Below are 14,984 nucleotides of genomic sequence, written 5' to 3'. Positions count from 1 at the left end.
CCCGTGTGAGAAGGGTTTTCACCATGGGCGCCACACGCGTCACGGCCATCCTGGCGGGACTCCTGCTGGCCCTCTCAGGGCCGGTGAGCACCGCCGAGGCAGCACCCTCGGCCGCCCCGTCCGCGAAGAACGCCGCGGCCTACGGCCACGCGGCCCCGACCAAGACCTACTGCATCCTCAAGATCAGGAAACGGGCCACTGCCTCCTCGGGGCAGCTGTGGGCCATGCACAACCGCAACGGCAGCTGTCCGGGCTCACGCGGATACGACACCATCCGCTGCTGGCACAGCAAGTGCACCGGCTCGGTCCGCGGCGGCACATACCGGTGCAAGTCCGGTGGCGCTCGCCACGCCACCTGGCTGCCCGTCAAGTACATCCATCAACGCGCATGGGTGCCGATCAAGTGCGGCACGTACGTCCTTCCGTAGGTCCGCGAGGCACTGCCGGTCGGACAGCGGGCCGAGCCGGTGGCTCGACCCGCGCGGCGGACCGCCGGAAGTGCCCTCAGACGCCCTGAGACACCGTGGCCGGCCCACCGGGGCCGGTCTCCCGCTCGGCGAGCGGGCCGGTGGGTTGTGGTGGCACTCCGGGGGCCAGATGGGCGAGGAGTTCGGCGCGGGTCGCGTCGAAGGTCGGGTCCGCCTGGTAGTCGCCGTGGCCGAGGATCTGGGCGGGCAGCGGGTGCTGGAGGGTGCGTCCGAAGACGAGCGGGTCGCGGAGCGGCCCGCGGTCGATCTCGGCGCCGTCCTCACAGGTGAGGCGGACCGGGCCGCCGATGGGATCGGTGAAGCGCCACAGGTTGCGCCAGGCGTCCATCTCGCGGTGCAGACCGGTGAGCGCGGACGGCCCGAAGAAGGCGGGGAACCAACGCCCGTAGAGGCGCTCCAGCGGTGAGCCGTAGGTGAGGAGCGCGACCCGGCTGCGCGTCACCGGGTCCAGCTGCCAGACGGCCGCTGCCGCGAGGACGCTGCCCTGGGAGTGCCCGGAGAGGACCAGGCGGCCGTCGTGCGTCTCGGTCCAGGTGGCCATCCGCCAGGTCAGGTCCGGCACGGCGCGCTCGGCGTAGCAGGGCGGCGCGAAGGGGTGCGCGGCGCGCGGCCAGAAGGTGCCGACGTCCCAGAGGATGCCGATGGTGCGGCGGGCCGACTGGTCCTTGTAGGCGCGGCGCCCCATGGCGAGCAGCAGGACGACGCCGGCGCCCATCAGCCAGGAGCCGAGCGCCTGGGCGGTCTCGGCAACGGCGTCCACGAAGACGGGCGCACCGTCCAGGGCGCGGCCCGGCGGCAGCCCCGTGAGGTGGGCGCCGACCACCGCTCCCGTGCCCAGCACGAAGGTGGCGGCGGTGATCACGCCGATCAGCAGCGGCGCCCGGTCGGTGAGCCCGGCGCGGGCGATGGTCCCCGCGATACGCCGGGCGCGCTGCGCATCGGGCTTCTCCTCGTCCTCGTACAGGCCGGGGATGTCCGGAAGGACCCTGCGGCGCACGGCGCGCACCTGGAAGGCGGCCACCACGACCAGTACCAGGACGACGATCAGCAGCACCGGGATGACCGAGGCCTGCCACGAGAGCAGCACGGGCGGGCCCGCCATCGGGGCATGCGGGTCTCCCGGGGTGGCGCCGCGGTCCAGCCAGTCGGCGGCGCGCTGCGCCACTCCCCCGGTGAGGACGCCGCCCAGCGCGCAGGCCAGCAGTGCGACGGAGGCGCCGGCCAGGCCCCCGGCGGCGGTGCGCTCCGTACCGTGCGCGGCCCGCTGGAGCGCCGCGGCGGTGAGCAGCAGTCCGACGACCAGGACGCCCTGGAGGACGGCGATGACGGCGAAGGCGCCGGCGCCCGGGAGGTGCCCGGAGGAGGTCCAGCCGGGGCGCGCCCAGGCGGTGTGCAGGGCGGTCAGGCCCAGTGCGCCGAGCGAGGCCCACGGCAGCCACCGCACGATGGGCCGGTCGGTCTCCACGTCGGGCTCCGCCTCGCTGCGCGCGGTGCGGCAGACGATGACGGCGCTGAGCGCCGCGAGCACGGCGACCAGCGCGGCCAGGACGTACCCGGTCCAGCGCAGCACCGTGTCGGCGCCGGCCCTGCCGTCGGCGTCGTGCGCGGTCAGCAGCAGGGCGGTGGCGATGGTGAGCAGCCCCGCAGCGGCGTGCGCGGAGCGCAGCCGGGCGACGACCCGGCGGCCGTACCAGAAGCCGTCCAGGCAGAGCGTGGGGCGCTCCGAGGGCGGGGTGTCGCGCGAGGTGCCGGGGCGGCGCGGCGGCGGGGAGGCCGACTCGTACGCGCTCCACGTGCGGTGCGAGAGCCACCAGAGCAGGCCCACGAGGAACAGCGGCAGCGCACCGGCGACCACGAGGCGGCGGCCCGGCAGGCTCCACCAGCCGTCGTGCGCGGTGTTGAGGAAGCCGAGCCAGGAGCGGTCGCTGGAGCAGGCATGGCTGCCGGCGCACTGCCAGGCGATCAGGTCCAGTGCCACCTCGCAGGCCCCTGCGGCGAGCAGCACGGTGAGGGTGAGCGCGAGGATCCGTACGAGGACGTCGTAGATCCGCTGGGCGGGATGGCCTCTGGGGGCGGCGGGCCGCATCCAGTGGGCGAGGTTGGCGACCATGAAGGGCAGCAGGATCAGCCAGAGGGCGCGGCTGCCGTTGCCCGAGGTGAGGTTGCACCAGACGTACGCCTCGCGGACCGGCTCCTCGGGGGCGCCCTCGCGCGGGTCCACGGGGCGTTCCTCGGCGTCCGCGTCGGCGGCGCGGCGGTAGATGGCGGCGGTGTCGTCACCGGTGACGCGCACGACCCTGGGGTCGTCGAGCATCTCGGCCGGTGTGGTGCCGCCGACGCCGTGCACCCGGATTTCCAGGGCGATCCGGCGTGGTCCGTGCGCGGCGGCGGTGTCCCCGTCGTCGTCCGGGTCCGTCGTGGCCGCGGGCGCGGACCGGTGCGTAGTGTCCACAGTGCTTCCCCCGTTGTCCGTACTTCGATGTGCGCTCCGGATTCTTTCTTGCCCGCCCCGGGAGCGCATTCACCTCATCCGGCTCCGGGAGTCCGTGTCGGTGCCTCGTGCGAGGATGTCTCCGGACAGCGGCGCTGGTGCGGCATGGCGCGCGGGCGCACCGGGGACGAAGGGACAGGCCGGGTGAGTGACAACCAGAATCTCCTCGCCGAGCAGCGGCGTGCCCTGATCCTGGACGAGGTGAGGCGGCGCGGCGGTGTCCGCGTCAACGAGCTGACCCGCAAGCTGAGCGTCTCGGACATGACGGTCCGTCGGGACCTGGACGCGCTGGCCCGTCAGGGTGTGGTGGAGAAGGTGCACGGCGGCGCGGTCCCGGTGAGCGAGCCGAGCGCGCACGAACCGGGGTTCGAGGCCAAGTCCGCGCTGGAGCTGTCGGCGAAGGAGGCCATCGCCGAGGCGGCGGCGCAGATGGCGGCGCCGGGCAGCGCGATCGCGCTGGCGGGCGGTACGACGGCGTTCACGCTGGCCCATCAGCTGCTGGACGTGCCGGACCTGACGGTGGTGACGAATTCCGTCCGGGTGGCGGACGTCTTCTACGCCGCGCAGCGGGCGGCGGCCGGTTCCGGCAGCCCGCGCCCCGGGGCGGCCACGGTCGTGCTGACCGGCGGCGTGCGGACGCCGTCGGACACCCTGGTGGGCCCGGTCGCCGACGCCGCGATCCGCTCGCTCCACTTCGATGTGCTCTTCCTCGGTGTGCACGGCATATCGGTCGAGGCCGGACTGTCGACGCCGAATCTCGCCGAGGCGGAGACCAACCGGCACTTCGTGCGGTCGGCGCGCCGGGTCGTGGTGGTCGCGGACCACACGAAGTGGGGCACGGTCGGCCTGAGTTCGTTCGCCTCCCTGGACCAGGTGGACGTGCTGGTCACCGATCCCGGCCTGCCGGCGCGGGCCCGCGCCGAGTTCGCGGAGTTGCCGCCGCGTCTGGTGGTGGCCGGTGAGCCGGACGACGACACAGACATATGACGAGACGCCAGCTATGGTGTGCGTCGCCGGTATGTTCGACTGTGGGTACCGGAATCGTCACTCTGTGCAGGGGGTGCTCGTACCGATGATGCGCCGACTGAGCCCCGTGGGGCTCGACTTCGCCGAGTCAGCGCCGCTGCGGATGGTCTTCGCGGCCGGGCTGTCCGCGCCTCCGGAGGCGGTGTACGCCGCGCTCGCCGACGATGTCGGCTCCTGGTGCGCCTGGTTCACCGGCGTCTCCCGGATCACGCCCACCGACGAAGGCAAGGGCCGTGCGGTGCGCCTGACGGGCGGCACGCACTTCCGTGAGAGCGTCATGGCCGCCGAGCGCCCCGAGCACTACGCCTACCGCGTCGACGAGACCAACGCTCCGGGCCTGCGGGCCCTGCTGGAGGACTGGCGGCTCGCCCCGGGCCCCGGCGACGGCACGCTCGTACGCTGGACGTTCGCCGCCGACGGCCCCGCGCCGTTCCGCACGGTGATGCAGCTCAGCCGTCCGATGCTGGGCCGCGCGTTCCGCGATTCGATGCGGCAGCTGGACCGGCGGCTGGTCACGGTCTGAGCGGCCGGCCCGTCACTCCGGCCAGGTGCCCTCGGCGAGGAAGGTCCGCAGGGTCCTGGCGTACGGCGTGATGTCCAGGCCCTGCTCGGCCAGCCAGCCGTCGGAGTAGTACTTGTCGAGGTAGCGGTCGCCGGGGTCGCACAGCAGGGTGACCACCGAGCCCGTACGGCCCGCCGCGACCATCTCGGAGACGATCTTCAGGGCGCTCCACAGCCCCGTGCCCGTCGAACCGCCCGCCTTGCGGCCGATGGCGGCCTCCAGGGCCCGTACGGCCGCCACGCTCGCCGCGTCCGGCACCTTCATCATCCGGTCGATGGCGCCGGGCACGAAGCTGGGCTCCATCCGGGGCCGGCCGATGCCCTCGATGCGGGAGGCGGTGCGGCAGTCGGTCTCGGCGTCGCCGTTCAGCCAGCCGTCGAAGAAGCAGCTGTTCTCGGGGTCGGCGACGCAGACCCGGGTGTCGTGCTGCATGTAGTGCACGTAGCGGGCGATGGTCGCCGACGTACCGCCGGTGCCTGCGGTGGCCACGATCCAGGCGGGATCGGGATACCGCTCCAGGCGCAGCTGCTGGAAGATCGACTCGGCGATGTTGTTGTTGCCGCGCCAGTCCGTGGCCCGCTCGGCGTACGTGAACTGGTCCATGTAGTGGCCGCCGGTCTCGGCCGCGAGCCGGGCGGAGACGTCGTAGACGGTCCGCGGGTCGGCGACCAGGTGGCAGGTGCCGCCGTGGAATTCGATCAGACGGGTCTTCTCCCGGCTGGTCGTCGCGGGCATCACCGCGATGAACGGCACGCCGATGAGCTTGGCGAAGTACGCCTCGGAGACGGCCGTGGAGCCGCTGGACGCCTCGATGACGGGCTTTCCGGGGCGGATCCAGCCGTTGCACAGCCCGTAGAGGAACAGGGAGCGGGCGAGGCGGTGCTTGAGGCTGCCGGTGGGGTGCGTCGACTCGTCCTTGAGGTAGAGGTCGATGCCCCACTGCTCGGGCAGCGGGAAGTACAGCAGGTGGGTGTCGGCACTGCGATTGGCGTCCGCCTGGACCTTGCGTACGGCGTCCTTCAGCCAGTCGCGGTAGCCGGCGTCGGTGCGGTCGACGTCGAGGGTCGACAGCGGCGCGCCTTCGGGGGCGTCCGGAGCGGCACAGGAGGCATCGTCGTCGCCCGTGAGGCCGCCGTCCCGCCCGTCCAGATGCTGTGCGGTACTCATGGGCGTGCTCCTCGCGGTCGTTCCGGCCCGCCGCGTCCGCCGGGCTTCCCTCGATCATAACCATCCGCCACACGCTTCTCACCTGCATAAACAAGGCTTTGAGCATCCCCAAGGAGCAGCCTGGGTACCCGTGTTCGACAGGCCCGCGACCAGGGGAACTGGTGCCCGGGCCGCGATCCGGGCAGACTTCTTGATGGGCGGGGGCCTCACCCCGAGCCATGTGCGTCGAGGAGGCGGTGCTCCATGAGGGAGCCGGAGTTCAACGCGACCGGTGTGCGCATCGAGCGCTGGCTGCGTTCGCTGACCCGTGCGGGTCAGGTCATCATCCGTGACGGCAGACTGGCGCTGCTGACGAGCTACGGCACGGAGATCGACAGCGCCCCGCTGACATCGGTACAGGCGCACCGCCCACGGCTGTTGTCCCGGGACCGCGCCTACGCCACGCTCAACGGCCACCGGTATTCACTCACCATGGGAGCCCCGGAGCGCTTCATGGACGCGGTGCGGGCAGCCGGAGCGGCGCACACCTGACGCCGCGGAGCGGCGGACGGACACGGCACGGCGACGGGGCCTGCGGGCCGCGTGCGGACGAGGACGGGACCATACGGGTCCGCATGCGGGGGAACGCCGACTGCATTCGAGTGAAGTCCGGTGGGACGCGCTGGGGTTGCGCGTGGCCTGCGGTTGCGGGAGTAGGTGAGCGGGCCGACCCTGGTACTCGTATCACCGAGGGTTCACCAGCGGTGACTCTCCGGTGAACGGGACATCGCCGGACCCGGTCCTCGCGTTCCGTAGCGGCGGGCGCGCCCGGCCTCATCAGGGGAGTCGCGGTCGTGATCAGGCAACCCAGCAGGCACTGCGCGGTGGAGCTCCAAGCCCTGCCGGCACGCATCGGACAGATGCGCAGAATCGTATCGGCACAGCTGCGTTACTGGCGCCTCGACGCCTTGATCGACGCCGCGACCCTCGGGGTGACGGAGCTGCTCGCCAACGTCCATCAGCACGCCGTTCCGAGTAAGCAGTGCACGGTCGAACTGTCCGTCCTGCTGGATCAGTTGACGGTCTCGGTGCGCGACTTCGACCCCCGGCTGCCGCAGCCCGCCGCGGCCGGCCCGCTGGACATCGGCGGCCGGGGCCTGATCCTGATCGCCGAGCTGAGCGAGAGCTGGGGCGCCCGTCCGGAGGACAGCGGCAAGGTCGTCTGGTTCACGCTCCCCGCCCTCGGCCCCGCCCGCCAGGAGCCGGGCCACGCGCTCGCCGGCCTGCCATCGGCATCGCCCGAGGCGGAGCACACGGAAGCGAGCGGCGGAGTACGCACAGCCGCACGCGGCGCACACGTGGGCTGAGCGCCCGGTCCCCCGAGGGGGCCGGGCGCTCAGCCGTTCGTGGGGCGACTGCCCCTCATGGGGCGAGCGGTCCCGCCCCCGACGACGGGCGCGGTCACTCCGCGCCTCTCTTGCGCTTGCCCCGTGCCCCGAACTGCTCTTCGAGGACCGAGAGCCGCCGCCAGTATTCGTCCTCGTCGATCTCACCGGAGGCGAACCGCCGGCCGAGCACCGAGAGGGGCGAGGGGCCGGCGTGCGCGCCGTCGGCAGCCCCGCCGGGCCCCTGCCAGGGCCCACGGCCGCGCCAGACGGTGCGCCGCAGCAGGGTGATCACGCCGATCACCACGACCGCCCAGAACAGCGGGAAGAACAGGATCCAGGGTCCGGGGCCACCGTCGGACCAGGGTGTTGCGAGCACATCCATCATGATCGGCTCCTCGGAAGGTCGCGCCGTTTCGCTTCTCCTCCGAGCCTGATCCGCCGGCCGCCCCACGTCGTCGTACGTACAGCGGCACCGCGGCTACCCCTCGGGGAGTACGCCACGGATACGCCATTCACGAGACACTGTAACTACTGGTATGTACATTACTTCCATGGCCACACCTCGACGCCTTGCAGAGCCCTCGTCCGCCGCGCTCCGTACCGTCCTGGGCGACCTGCCCCCTGACACGCTGGAGGGCCGCTGCGACGCCCACGACCATCTCTTCCTGACCAGCCCGCAGCTGCCCGGACAGGAGCTGGACGATCCCGCCGCCGCGGCAGCCGAGCTGCGCGCCTTCAAGGAGGCCGGCGGCGGCACGATGGTGCAGTGGACGCCCTACGGGATGGGGCGCCGCGCAGCCGAACTGGTGCGTCTCTCACGAGAGACGGGCGTACGGATCGTCGCGGCCACCGGGCTGCACCAGGCGGGGCACTGCGCGCCGGACCTCCTCGACCGGGTACGGGGCGATCTGGCGGCCCTGTTCGTCGGGGAGCTGACGGAGGGCATCGGCGGCCCCGGAGGGCCGCGGGCCGGCCTCATCAAGGTGGCCGGCGGCTTCCACGGGCTGGACGCGCACGCCCGGCACACATTCGCCGCGGCGGCCGAGGCGCACCACGCCACGGGCGCAGCGATCGCCGTGCATCTGGAGCTGGGCACCGGCGCGCTCGACGTGCTGGACCTGTTGTGCGGCACGGCGGGCGTGGCACCGGAGTACGTGGTGCTCGGGCACCTGAACCGCTTCCCCGAAGCGGCCGTCCAGCGCGCGGCCGCGGAGGCGGGAGCCTACCTCGCCTTCGACGGCCCGTCGCGCACCCACCACGCGACGGACTGGCGGCTGCCGGACACGCTGGCGGCGCTGGTCGACGCCGGGTTCGGCGACCGGCTCCTGCTGGGCGGCGACACGACCACGGCGGCGGCCCGGTCGGTCGACGGCGGCCCGGGCCTGACGTACGTCGTGAGCGGGCTGCCGCGCCGCCTCTCGCTCACGCTGGAGGAGGCGGCCGTCGAGCGCATGCTGACGGACAACCCGGCACGTGCCTTCGCGACGGTGTGGCGGGCCTGAGGCGGCGCCGGCGGGCGCGGGGCCGGTCGCCCGGACGCGTCAAGCGGTGGCGTCGGCCCCGAGGACGATCAGCGGGTCGTCCAGCACCGGCTGCCAGGCCAGTTCGGCCGCGCCGACCAGCCCGTTGTGGTCCAGGGTGCAGGGCAGTATCGGCACGCTGCCGCTGCGCCCCCAGAGGCTGCGGTCCGCCACGACGGCGCGCAGCCGCTCGGGGTCGGCCTCCAGGAGCGCGCGGTGCAGCCCGCCCAGGATGATGCGGTCGGGGTTAAGGATGTTGACCAGCCCCGCGATGCCCAGGCCGAGCCGGTCGATCAGCAGTTCCCCGGCCGTCCTGATCGACAGGTCCGCGTACTCCTCGCGCAGCAGATCGGTCGCCTGCTTGAGGAGCGAGCCCTCGGGCCCCGGAGTGCGGCGGGCCGCGCCCAGGAAGGCGAGCGGGTCGGCCTCGACGTCCAGGCAGCCGCGGCTGCCGCAGTGACAGGGGGCACCCTCGGGGTTGACGGTGAGGTGGCCGACCTCCAGGGCCAGCCCGGAACTGCCGCTGTGCAGCCGCCCGTCCAGGACCAGCGCGCCGCCGACACCGCGGTGGCCGGACGCCACGCAGAGCAGGTCGCGGGCGCCGCGGCCGGCCCCGTGGCGGTGTTCGGCGAGGGCCGTGAGGTTGACGTCGTTGCCGCTGAAGCCCACGTCGGGGGTGACGCCCGGTACGCCGGCGTCGGTCAGCGCCTGAAGGAACAGCCGCCGTACGGGGGCGCCGGCGGGCCAGGCGAGGTGCAGCGGGTTGAGCGCCTCACCGTCCGGCTCGGCGACCGCGGACGGCACGGCGAGGCCCGCCCCCAGGCAGCGCCGCCCGCTCTCGCGCAGCAGCCCGGAGCCGGCCTGTACGGCCTCGGACAGGATGTGCGCGGGGTCGGCGGGGATCGTGCCGCAGCCGGACGTAGTGGCCACGATCCGGCCACCGAGACCCACCAGCGCGACCCGGTAGCCGTCCGCGTGGATCTGAATGGCCAGGACGACTGGCCCGTGCTCCGCGATGAACAGCCGGTGCGAGGGGCGCCCCTGGGTGCCCGCGGCGGCGGTCGGGTGCGCGTCGACGGTGATGAAGCCGAGCGCTTCGAGCTCCGCGGCCACCGCGCCGGCCGTCGCACGCGTCACACCGAGTTCGGAGGTCAGCACGGCGCGGGTGGGCGCGCGTCCGGTGTGTACGAGCTCCAGCGCGGGTCCGAGCGCGCCGCGGCCCCGCTCCAGCCTGGTCGTCCGAGTGTGGGTCACGCCGTCCATTCTGGCTTTGTATCCGACATGAACAAAACACGGCCCGCCGCCTCACGGAAATCGCCCCGTCGCGCACCGCACACCGAGACGCTACCTCCCGTCCTCCCGTGCAGCCGCACCCGTCCGGTCGGTACGTGCGCTGCGGGTCCGGCGCGCACGCGACCGGAACCGAGCACTGACATCCGCCGGAGCCGCCTCGATACTTGAGTACGGACACCGCCGCGTGAGTACGAGAGCGGATGTCCGTCCCGCCCGGAGCACGTACGACTGGACGCGTACCGCTGTATCCGCACTTGGACCGCCCCTGGGGGGACACATGAACGCGACGCCCCGGCTCCGCGACCCCGAAACACCCCGCCCGCACGCGCACCCGAAGCCGTGGCTGCGCGACGTGGGACGGCTGACCTTCGGCAACCCCGTCTCGCGTGTCTATCTGGCCCTGTTCGCCGCGGCGGTGGTCTTCGCCGTCGTCGACTCGCTCTTCGTCGGCCGGCCCGACGCCTCCATGTCCGGTGTCTGGGCCGCGCTGCTGACCTCTCCGACCCTCTTCCCGCTGTGGTTCGCGGGGGACGCGCTGTGGCCCGACGCGGGGGCGCCCGCCTGGTACACGGTCACCACCCTCGGCGTCGCCGCGCTGCTCAACGCGCTGCTGCTCGGCCTGGTCCACCGCGGTCTGCGCGGCCGGCCCGCCGCGCCGGGGGCCGTTGTCAGTGCCGGCTGGCACACTCAACGGCATGGAGATCACTGACTTCGCCGAAATGCTCCGCAGGGAAGGCCGGTTGCTGGCGGACGCCGCGGACCGGGCGGGCCCGGACGCCTCCGTCCCCGCCTGCCCGGACTGGCAGGTCCGCGACCTGCTCGCGCACATCGGCAGTGTCCACCGCTGGGCGACGGGTTACGTCACGGGCGCGTCGGAGGGCCGTACGCGCCCGCCGGCGGCGCCCGACCTGGACGGCGCGGAGCTGGTCGAATGGGTGCGGGACGGCCATCGCGCGCTGGTCGACGCGCTGGACGCGGCGCCCGCCGACCTGGCCTGCTGGACCTTCCTGTCCGCGCCCTCGCCGCTGGCGTTCTGGGCCCGCCGGCAGGCGCACGAGACCGCGATGCACCGCATCGACGCCGAGACGGCCCTCGGCGAGGGCTTCTCCGCGCTGGACCCGGCCTTCGCCGCGGACGGCATCGACGAGCTGCTGACCGGCTTCCTCGCGCGCGACCGCGGCCGCGCGCGCACGGCGCCCGCGAAGGAGTTGTACATACGCACCACGGACGCGCCCGGACTCGACGGTTCGGGCAACGCCGCCTGGCGCGTACGGCTTTCGGACGCGCCGCCGCACACGGAGCGGGTGACCGCGACCGGCGAGGGCGCCGGCTCGGCCGACGGGACACCCGAGGCCGTCGACCCGGCCCCGGACTGTGTGCTGGAAGGCCCTGCCGCGGATCTCTACGCGATGCTGTGGAACCGCCTGCCGTGGCAGAGTTCGGCCGCCGTGACGGTGAAGCCGGACGACGACGGCTCGTCCCACCGGCTCTGGCAGGAGGCCTTCACCGTCTGACGATCGCCTCGGCAGAGGCTGTTCGGCGCCTGACCGCTGCCGCCTCGGCAGGGGCTCTGCGGACTGCTGTCGTACGAGGGGAGCGGGCCGCGTCCGCCGTCGTACGGCTCGGCCCCTCAGCCCGCGAAGGCCGGCTGCTCCAGCCCCCGGCCCGCGCCGGGGACGACGAGCACCGAGCCCTCCAGCGGGTGCCGCGGGGTGGCCTCCTGCGCCGTGGTGATGAAGAGGTCGGTGAGGTCGCTGCCGCCGAAGGCACAGGCCGTCGGGCGGCGTACGGGGAGGTCGACCGTGCGGTCGAGGGTGCCCTCGGGCGTGTAGCGGCGTACCTGCCCGCCGTCCCACAGCGCCACCCACACACCGCCCTCCGCGTCCACGCACAGACCGTCCGGGAAGCCCGCGCCCTCCTCGATCTCCACGAAGGGACGCCGGGTCGGTACGACCTTCGCGGCCGCGCCCATCACGTCACCCGCGTCGAAGACGTCGATCCGCCGGGTCGGGGTGTCGACGTAGTACATCAGCCGGCCGTCCGGGCTCCAGCCGATGCCGTTGCTGACCGCGACGTCCGACAGCGCCGGCTCCGCGCTGCCGTCCGGGGCGACCCGCGCCAGCGTCCCGCCGCCCGCCGCCTCGTCGTACCGCATGGTTCCGGCCCACAGCGCCCCGTCGGGGGCCACGGCCGCGTCGTTGCCGCGCCGCCCCGGCACGACCTCGTGCACCAGCCAGGAGAAGGCCCCGTCGGCGTCGTAAACACCCACGCCGTCCCGGAGGTTGACGACCAGGCCGCCGCCCGCCCGCGGCTTCGCGGCACCGACGTGCTGTTCGGTGACCATCACGGTCCGGCGGCCGGTGGCGGGGTCGTAGGTGTGCACCCGGCAGGTGAGGATGTCGACCCAGAGCAGCCGCGCCTTCGCGGTGTCCCACGTCGGCCCCTCGCCCAGCCGCGCACTGGACCGTACGGCAACATCCCAATGCCTCATGACCGCTCGCCTTCCTCCGGCGCCGGTTCGCCCGGCGCGCGTACCTGCGGCACGAGGCGTGCGCCACCGCCGTGCATGCGCTGGTCCCGGCCGGTGACCGGCCGGGCACGCTCAGCCTATGAGCGGCCGGAGGGGAGCGGCAATCCCGTGCGCATGACAGACTCCCACCGTGCCTCCGACCCGCTCACAGGCCCAACGGGACGCCGTCACCGTCGAGATCGCGTTCGCGGTGGTGACCGGCGCGCTCGCGGGCGGCCTCGTCTTCCTGCTCTGCGCGGCGCCCGCCCTCTGGGGCCCGGTGGCCGCCTCCTGGCGCGGCTCCTGGCTCATGGCATCAGCCGTACTGGGTGGCGCCGCCTGCGCCTTCCGCGTGGTGCGGGTCCTGTGGCGCTGGGGTCACCCCAGCCACCCGGGGCGCACCAGCCCGGACTCGTAGGCCAGCACGACCAGTTGCGCCCGGTCGCGGGCGCCGAGCTTCACCATCGTGCGGCTGACGTGCGTCTTTGCCGTGAGCGGACTGACGACGAGCCGGCGCGCGATCTCCTCGTTGGAGAGTCCGATGCCGACCAGCGCCATCACCTCCCGCTCCCGTTCGGTCAGCCGCCCCAGCCCCTCCCCCGCGGCCGGTTCCTTCGACCGGGCGGCGAACTCCGCGATCAGACGCCGGGTCACGCCCGGGGACAGCAGCGCGTCACCGGCCACCACCGCACGTACGGCACGCAGCAGTTCGTCGGGCTCGGTGTCCTTGACGAGGAAGCCGGAGGCTCCCGAACGGATCGCCTCAAACACGTACTCGTCCAGCTCGAAGGTGGTCAGCATGACCACCTTCACCGCGGCCAGCCGTTCGTCCGCGGTGATCCGCCGGGTGGCGGCGAGCCCGTCCACGGCCGGCATCCGGATATCCATGAGCACGACGTCGGGCCGCAGTTCCCGCACGGCCGTCAGCGCCTCGTCGCCGTCGGCGGCCTCGCCGACCACCTCGATGTCGGGCTGCGCGGCCAGCAGCGCCCGGAAGCCGGCCCGTACGAGCACCTGGTCGTCGGCGAGCAGTACCCGGATCACGCGCCCTCCTCCTCATTCCCGGCCGCCGTCCGGCCGCCGCTCGCACCATCGCCGCCCCGCAGGGGGATGGTGGCACGTACGGTGAAGCCGCCGTCGCCACGCGGCCCCGCCTGCACCTCGCCGCCGAGCGCGGCGGCCCGCTCCCGCATGCCGACCAGGCCGTTCCCACCGCCGGTCGGCCCGCTCTCACCGCCGGCCGGTCCGTTCCCGGTGGCCGGGCCGTCGTCGTCGATGCGGAGACGCAGGGCATCGGGCGCCCGCGCCACATGGACCCGTGCCGTGCGCGCACCGGAGTGCCGCACGATGTTCGTCAACGCCTCCTGGACGATACGGAACGCCGCGAGGTCGGCGCCCGGCGGCAGCCCCGCCACCCCGCCCTCGGCCGTCACCGCCACGTCCAGTCCGGCGCTCCGTGCCTGCTCGGTCAGTTCGGGCAGCCGGGCCAGTCCGGGCGCCGGGGACCTGGGGGCCCGCCCCTGCGCCCGTAGCGTGTCGAGCACCTGCCGCACCTCCCCGAGCGCCTCCTTGCTGGCCCCCTTGATCGTCGTCAGGGCCGTACGCGCCTGTTCGGGGTCGTCGTCGAGCAGGGCGAGCCCGACGCCGGCCTGGACGTTGATGACGGAGAGGCTGTGCGCGAGCACGTCGTGCAGCTCGCGCGCGATCCGCAGCCGCTCCTCGTCGGCCCGCCGCCGCTCCGCCGCGGCCCGCTCGGCCCGCGCGTGGGCGAGCTGCTCGCGGCGTACGCGGCCCAGTTCGGACGCGGCGACGATCGCCACCACCCAGGCGGTGACGACCAGCTCCTGCCCCCAGGGCGCCGCGTCGTCGGTGCCGGGCGGCAGCCACCGGTACAGCCAGTGCGCGACGAGGAGGTGCCCGGCCCAGACCAGACCCACGGCGCTCCAGGCGGCGATCCGCCGCCCCGCCACGACAGCGGCGAAACAGCCGACCGCCACGAGCAGGAAGACCGGACCGTACGGATAGCCGCCCCCGAGGTAGAACGTCGCCGTGACCGCCGTACCGAACGCGACGACGCGCGGGAAGCGGTGCCGCACGAGCAACAGGAGGGAGCCCGCCAGAAGCAGCACTTCGGCCGCACCGTCCAGCGCCACCCGCTCCGGCTGCCCGTGCGCGGCGAACCGCGTACCGACCTGCACGAAGACGGCGATGAGCAACGTCGACCGCCAGGGGAGGCGGGACGGCGCGCGGACTTCGGTGCCAGGGAGGGCGGTGCCGGGGAGGGCGCTTTCGGGGCGAGTGGTGGGGGCGGAGGTCGTCGGCGTGCCCGCATGCGTGGGTCGGTGACCGCGCACGGCATCGAGGCAGTACCGCACCCACGACGGCCGTCCCTTGTCCATACCGCCACGCTAGCCCGCTACCGCCTCCCGCGACGTCCGCCGAACGCGGTGCCCGGGCGTACTCCCGGGGGAGTACGGTCGGCACGTCGTGGGCTCCGGCCCAGCACGTCATGGGCTCCGGTTCGCTCCGGGTTCAGCGGCTCGCCGGCCGGCGGTTCACCG

16 protein-coding genes are annotated in these 14,984 nt (G+C 73.7%); 9 read left to right on the top strand and 7 right to left on the bottom strand.

All coding sequences use genetic code 11. From position 1 onward, the window contains the following. The first annotated feature begins 23 nt into the window (after positions 1-23). Positions 24-428 carry a hypothetical protein gene (locus tag ABZ840_RS24965; protein WP_361562386.1) on the top strand — a complete coding sequence of 135 codons (405 nt, stop codon included), beginning with the start codon at positions 24-26 and terminating at the stop codon, positions 426-428. Between the two features lie 76 nt (positions 429-504). Here the strand turns inward: ABZ840_RS24965 and ABZ840_RS24960 are convergent, their stop codons facing one another. Then, a complete protein-coding gene (locus ABZ840_RS24960; protein ID WP_361562534.1) occupies positions 505-2,802 on the bottom strand; it encodes a hypothetical protein in 2,298 nt (765 codons plus the stop codon). Between the two features lie 321 nt (positions 2,803-3,123). Here ABZ840_RS24960 and ABZ840_RS24955 point away from each other — a divergent pair, with 321 nt between their 5' ends. Beyond that, positions 3,124-3,966, top strand: coding sequence for a DeoR/GlpR family DNA-binding transcription regulator (locus ABZ840_RS24955; RefSeq protein ID WP_361562384.1), 843 nt, complete (start codon positions 3,124-3,126; stop codon positions 3,964-3,966). 85 nt (positions 3,967-4,051) lie between these two features. After that, on the top strand, positions 4,052-4,528 hold the full coding sequence (locus ABZ840_RS24950; RefSeq protein ID WP_361562532.1) for an SRPBCC family protein: 477 nt from the start codon (positions 4,052-4,054) through the stop codon (positions 4,526-4,528). Between the two features lie 12 nt (positions 4,529-4,540). Here the strand turns inward: ABZ840_RS24950 and ABZ840_RS24945 are convergent, their stop codons facing one another. Then, on the bottom strand, positions 4,541-5,734 hold the full coding sequence (locus tag ABZ840_RS24945; RefSeq protein ID WP_361562382.1) for a PLP-dependent cysteine synthase family protein: 1,194 nt from the start codon (positions 5,732-5,734) through the stop codon (positions 4,541-4,543). A gap of 243 nt (positions 5,735-5,977) precedes the next feature. Here ABZ840_RS24945 and ABZ840_RS24940 point away from each other — a divergent pair, with 243 nt between their 5' ends. Both ABZ840_RS24940 and ABZ840_RS24935 read left to right on the top strand, forming a co-directional pair. Beyond that, positions 5,978-6,265 carry a hypothetical protein gene (locus ABZ840_RS24940; protein ID WP_361562380.1) on the top strand — a complete coding sequence of 96 codons (288 nt, stop codon included), beginning with the start codon at positions 5,978-5,980 and terminating at the stop codon, positions 6,263-6,265. A 302-nt stretch (positions 6,266-6,567) separates the two neighbouring features. After that, positions 6,568-7,080 carry an ATP-binding protein gene (locus ABZ840_RS24935; protein WP_361562378.1) on the top strand — a complete coding sequence of 171 codons (513 nt, stop codon included), beginning with the start codon at positions 6,568-6,570 and terminating at the stop codon, positions 7,078-7,080. A gap of 94 nt (positions 7,081-7,174) precedes the next feature. Here ABZ840_RS24935 and ABZ840_RS24930 read toward each other — a convergent pair whose 3' ends face one another. Then, the gene (locus tag ABZ840_RS24930; protein ID WP_361562530.1) at positions 7,175-7,483 is read right to left on the bottom strand and encodes an SHOCT domain-containing protein; all 309 of its coding nucleotides are present in this window, start codon (positions 7,481-7,483) and stop codon (positions 7,175-7,177) included. 169 nt (positions 7,484-7,652) lie between these two features. Here ABZ840_RS24930 and ABZ840_RS24925 point away from each other — a divergent pair, with 169 nt between their 5' ends. Further along, positions 7,653-8,603 carry a phosphotriesterase gene (locus ABZ840_RS24925; RefSeq protein ID WP_361562376.1) on the top strand — a complete coding sequence of 317 codons (951 nt, stop codon included), beginning with the start codon at positions 7,653-7,655 and terminating at the stop codon, positions 8,601-8,603. A gap of 39 nt (positions 8,604-8,642) precedes the next feature. On the opposite strand, the gene ABZ840_RS24920 is transcribed toward ABZ840_RS24925, so the two are convergent. Then, positions 8,643-9,875 (bottom strand): ROK family protein, encoded by a 1,233-nt coding sequence (locus ABZ840_RS24920; RefSeq protein ID WP_361562375.1) that lies wholly within the window; start codon positions 9,873-9,875, stop codon positions 8,643-8,645. A 316-nt stretch (positions 9,876-10,191) separates the two neighbouring features. On the opposite strand from ABZ840_RS24920, the gene ABZ840_RS24915 reads away from it, so the two are divergent. Beyond that, positions 10,192-10,623 (top strand): hypothetical protein, encoded by a 432-nt coding sequence (locus ABZ840_RS24915; protein WP_361562373.1) that lies wholly within the window; start codon positions 10,192-10,194, stop codon positions 10,621-10,623. After that, positions 10,610-11,428: a maleylpyruvate isomerase family mycothiol-dependent enzyme gene (locus ABZ840_RS24910; protein ID WP_361562372.1), complete on the top strand. Its 819-nt coding sequence runs from the start codon at positions 10,610-10,612 to the stop codon at positions 11,426-11,428. The genes ABZ840_RS24915 and ABZ840_RS24910 overlap by 14 nt, the downstream gene beginning before the upstream one ends. Before the next feature lie 116 nt (positions 11,429-11,544). Here ABZ840_RS24910 and ABZ840_RS24905 read toward each other — a convergent pair whose 3' ends face one another. After that, positions 11,545-12,405 (bottom strand): SMP-30/gluconolactonase/LRE family protein, encoded by an 861-nt coding sequence (locus ABZ840_RS24905; protein WP_361562370.1) that lies wholly within the window; start codon positions 12,403-12,405, stop codon positions 11,545-11,547. Positions 12,406-12,574: 169 nt separating this feature from the next. Between ABZ840_RS24905 and ABZ840_RS24900 the strand changes: the two genes are divergently transcribed. Beyond that, a complete protein-coding gene (locus ABZ840_RS24900) occupies positions 12,575-12,841 on the top strand; it encodes a DUF6332 family protein (RefSeq protein WP_361562368.1) in 267 nt (88 codons plus the stop codon). Here ABZ840_RS24900 and ABZ840_RS24895 read toward each other — a convergent pair. Together ABZ840_RS24895 and ABZ840_RS24890 are read right to left on the bottom strand one after the other, a co-directional pair. After that, positions 12,802-13,467 carry a response regulator transcription factor gene (locus ABZ840_RS24895; RefSeq protein ID WP_361562366.1) on the bottom strand — a complete coding sequence of 222 codons (666 nt, stop codon included), beginning with the start codon at positions 13,465-13,467 and terminating at the stop codon, positions 12,802-12,804. The genes ABZ840_RS24900 and ABZ840_RS24895 overlap by 40 nt on opposite strands. Beyond that, a complete protein-coding gene (locus tag ABZ840_RS24890) occupies positions 13,464-14,822 on the bottom strand; it encodes a sensor histidine kinase (protein WP_361562364.1) in 1,359 nt (452 codons plus the stop codon). Before ABZ840_RS24890 ends, ABZ840_RS24895 begins: the two co-directional genes overlap by 4 nt. Positions 14,823-14,984: the final 162 nt, after the last annotated feature.

The sequence above is a fragment of the Streptomyces sp. NPDC047117 genome, assembly GCF_040643545.1.
Taxonomy (GTDB): Bacteria; Actinomycetota; Actinomycetes; order Streptomycetales; family Streptomycetaceae; genus Streptomyces.
This window is presented reverse-complemented; position numbering and strand designations above follow the sequence as displayed.

Bases quoted from the DNA above. Each gene is read 5' to 3' on its own strand.
- ABZ840_RS24905 (WP_361562370.1), bottom strand. From the start codon at position 12,405: ATGAGGCATTGGGATGTTGCCGTACGGTCCAGTGCGCGGCTGGGCGAG.
- ABZ840_RS24925 (WP_361562376.1), top strand. From the start codon at position 7,653: ATGGCCACACCTCGACGCCTTGCAGAGCCCTCGTCCGCCGCGCTCCGT.
- ABZ840_RS24965 (WP_361562386.1), top strand. From the start codon at position 24: ATGGGCGCCACACGCGTCACGGCCATCCTGGCGGGACTCCTGCTGGCC.
- ABZ840_RS24915 (WP_361562373.1), top strand. From the start codon at position 10,192: ATGAACGCGACGCCCCGGCTCCGCGACCCCGAAACACCCCGCCCGCAC.
- ABZ840_RS24940 (WP_361562380.1), top strand. From the start codon at position 5,978: ATGAGGGAGCCGGAGTTCAACGCGACCGGTGTGCGCATCGAGCGCTGG.
- ABZ840_RS24945 (WP_361562382.1), bottom strand. From the start codon at position 5,734: ATGAGTACCGCACAGCATCTGGACGGGCGGGACGGCGGCCTCACGGGC.
- ABZ840_RS24930 (WP_361562530.1), bottom strand. From the start codon at position 7,483: ATGGATGTGCTCGCAACACCCTGGTCCGACGGTGGCCCCGGACCCTGG.
- ABZ840_RS24890 (WP_361562364.1), bottom strand. From the start codon at position 14,822: ATGGACAAGGGACGGCCGTCGTGGGTGCGGTACTGCCTCGATGCCGTG.
- ABZ840_RS24910 (WP_361562372.1), top strand. From the start codon at position 10,610: ATGGAGATCACTGACTTCGCCGAAATGCTCCGCAGGGAAGGCCGGTTG.
- ABZ840_RS24960 (WP_361562534.1), bottom strand. From the start codon at position 2,802: ATGCTCGACGACCCCAGGGTCGTGCGCGTCACCGGTGACGACACCGCC.
- ABZ840_RS24950 (WP_361562532.1), top strand. From the start codon at position 4,052: ATGATGCGCCGACTGAGCCCCGTGGGGCTCGACTTCGCCGAGTCAGCG.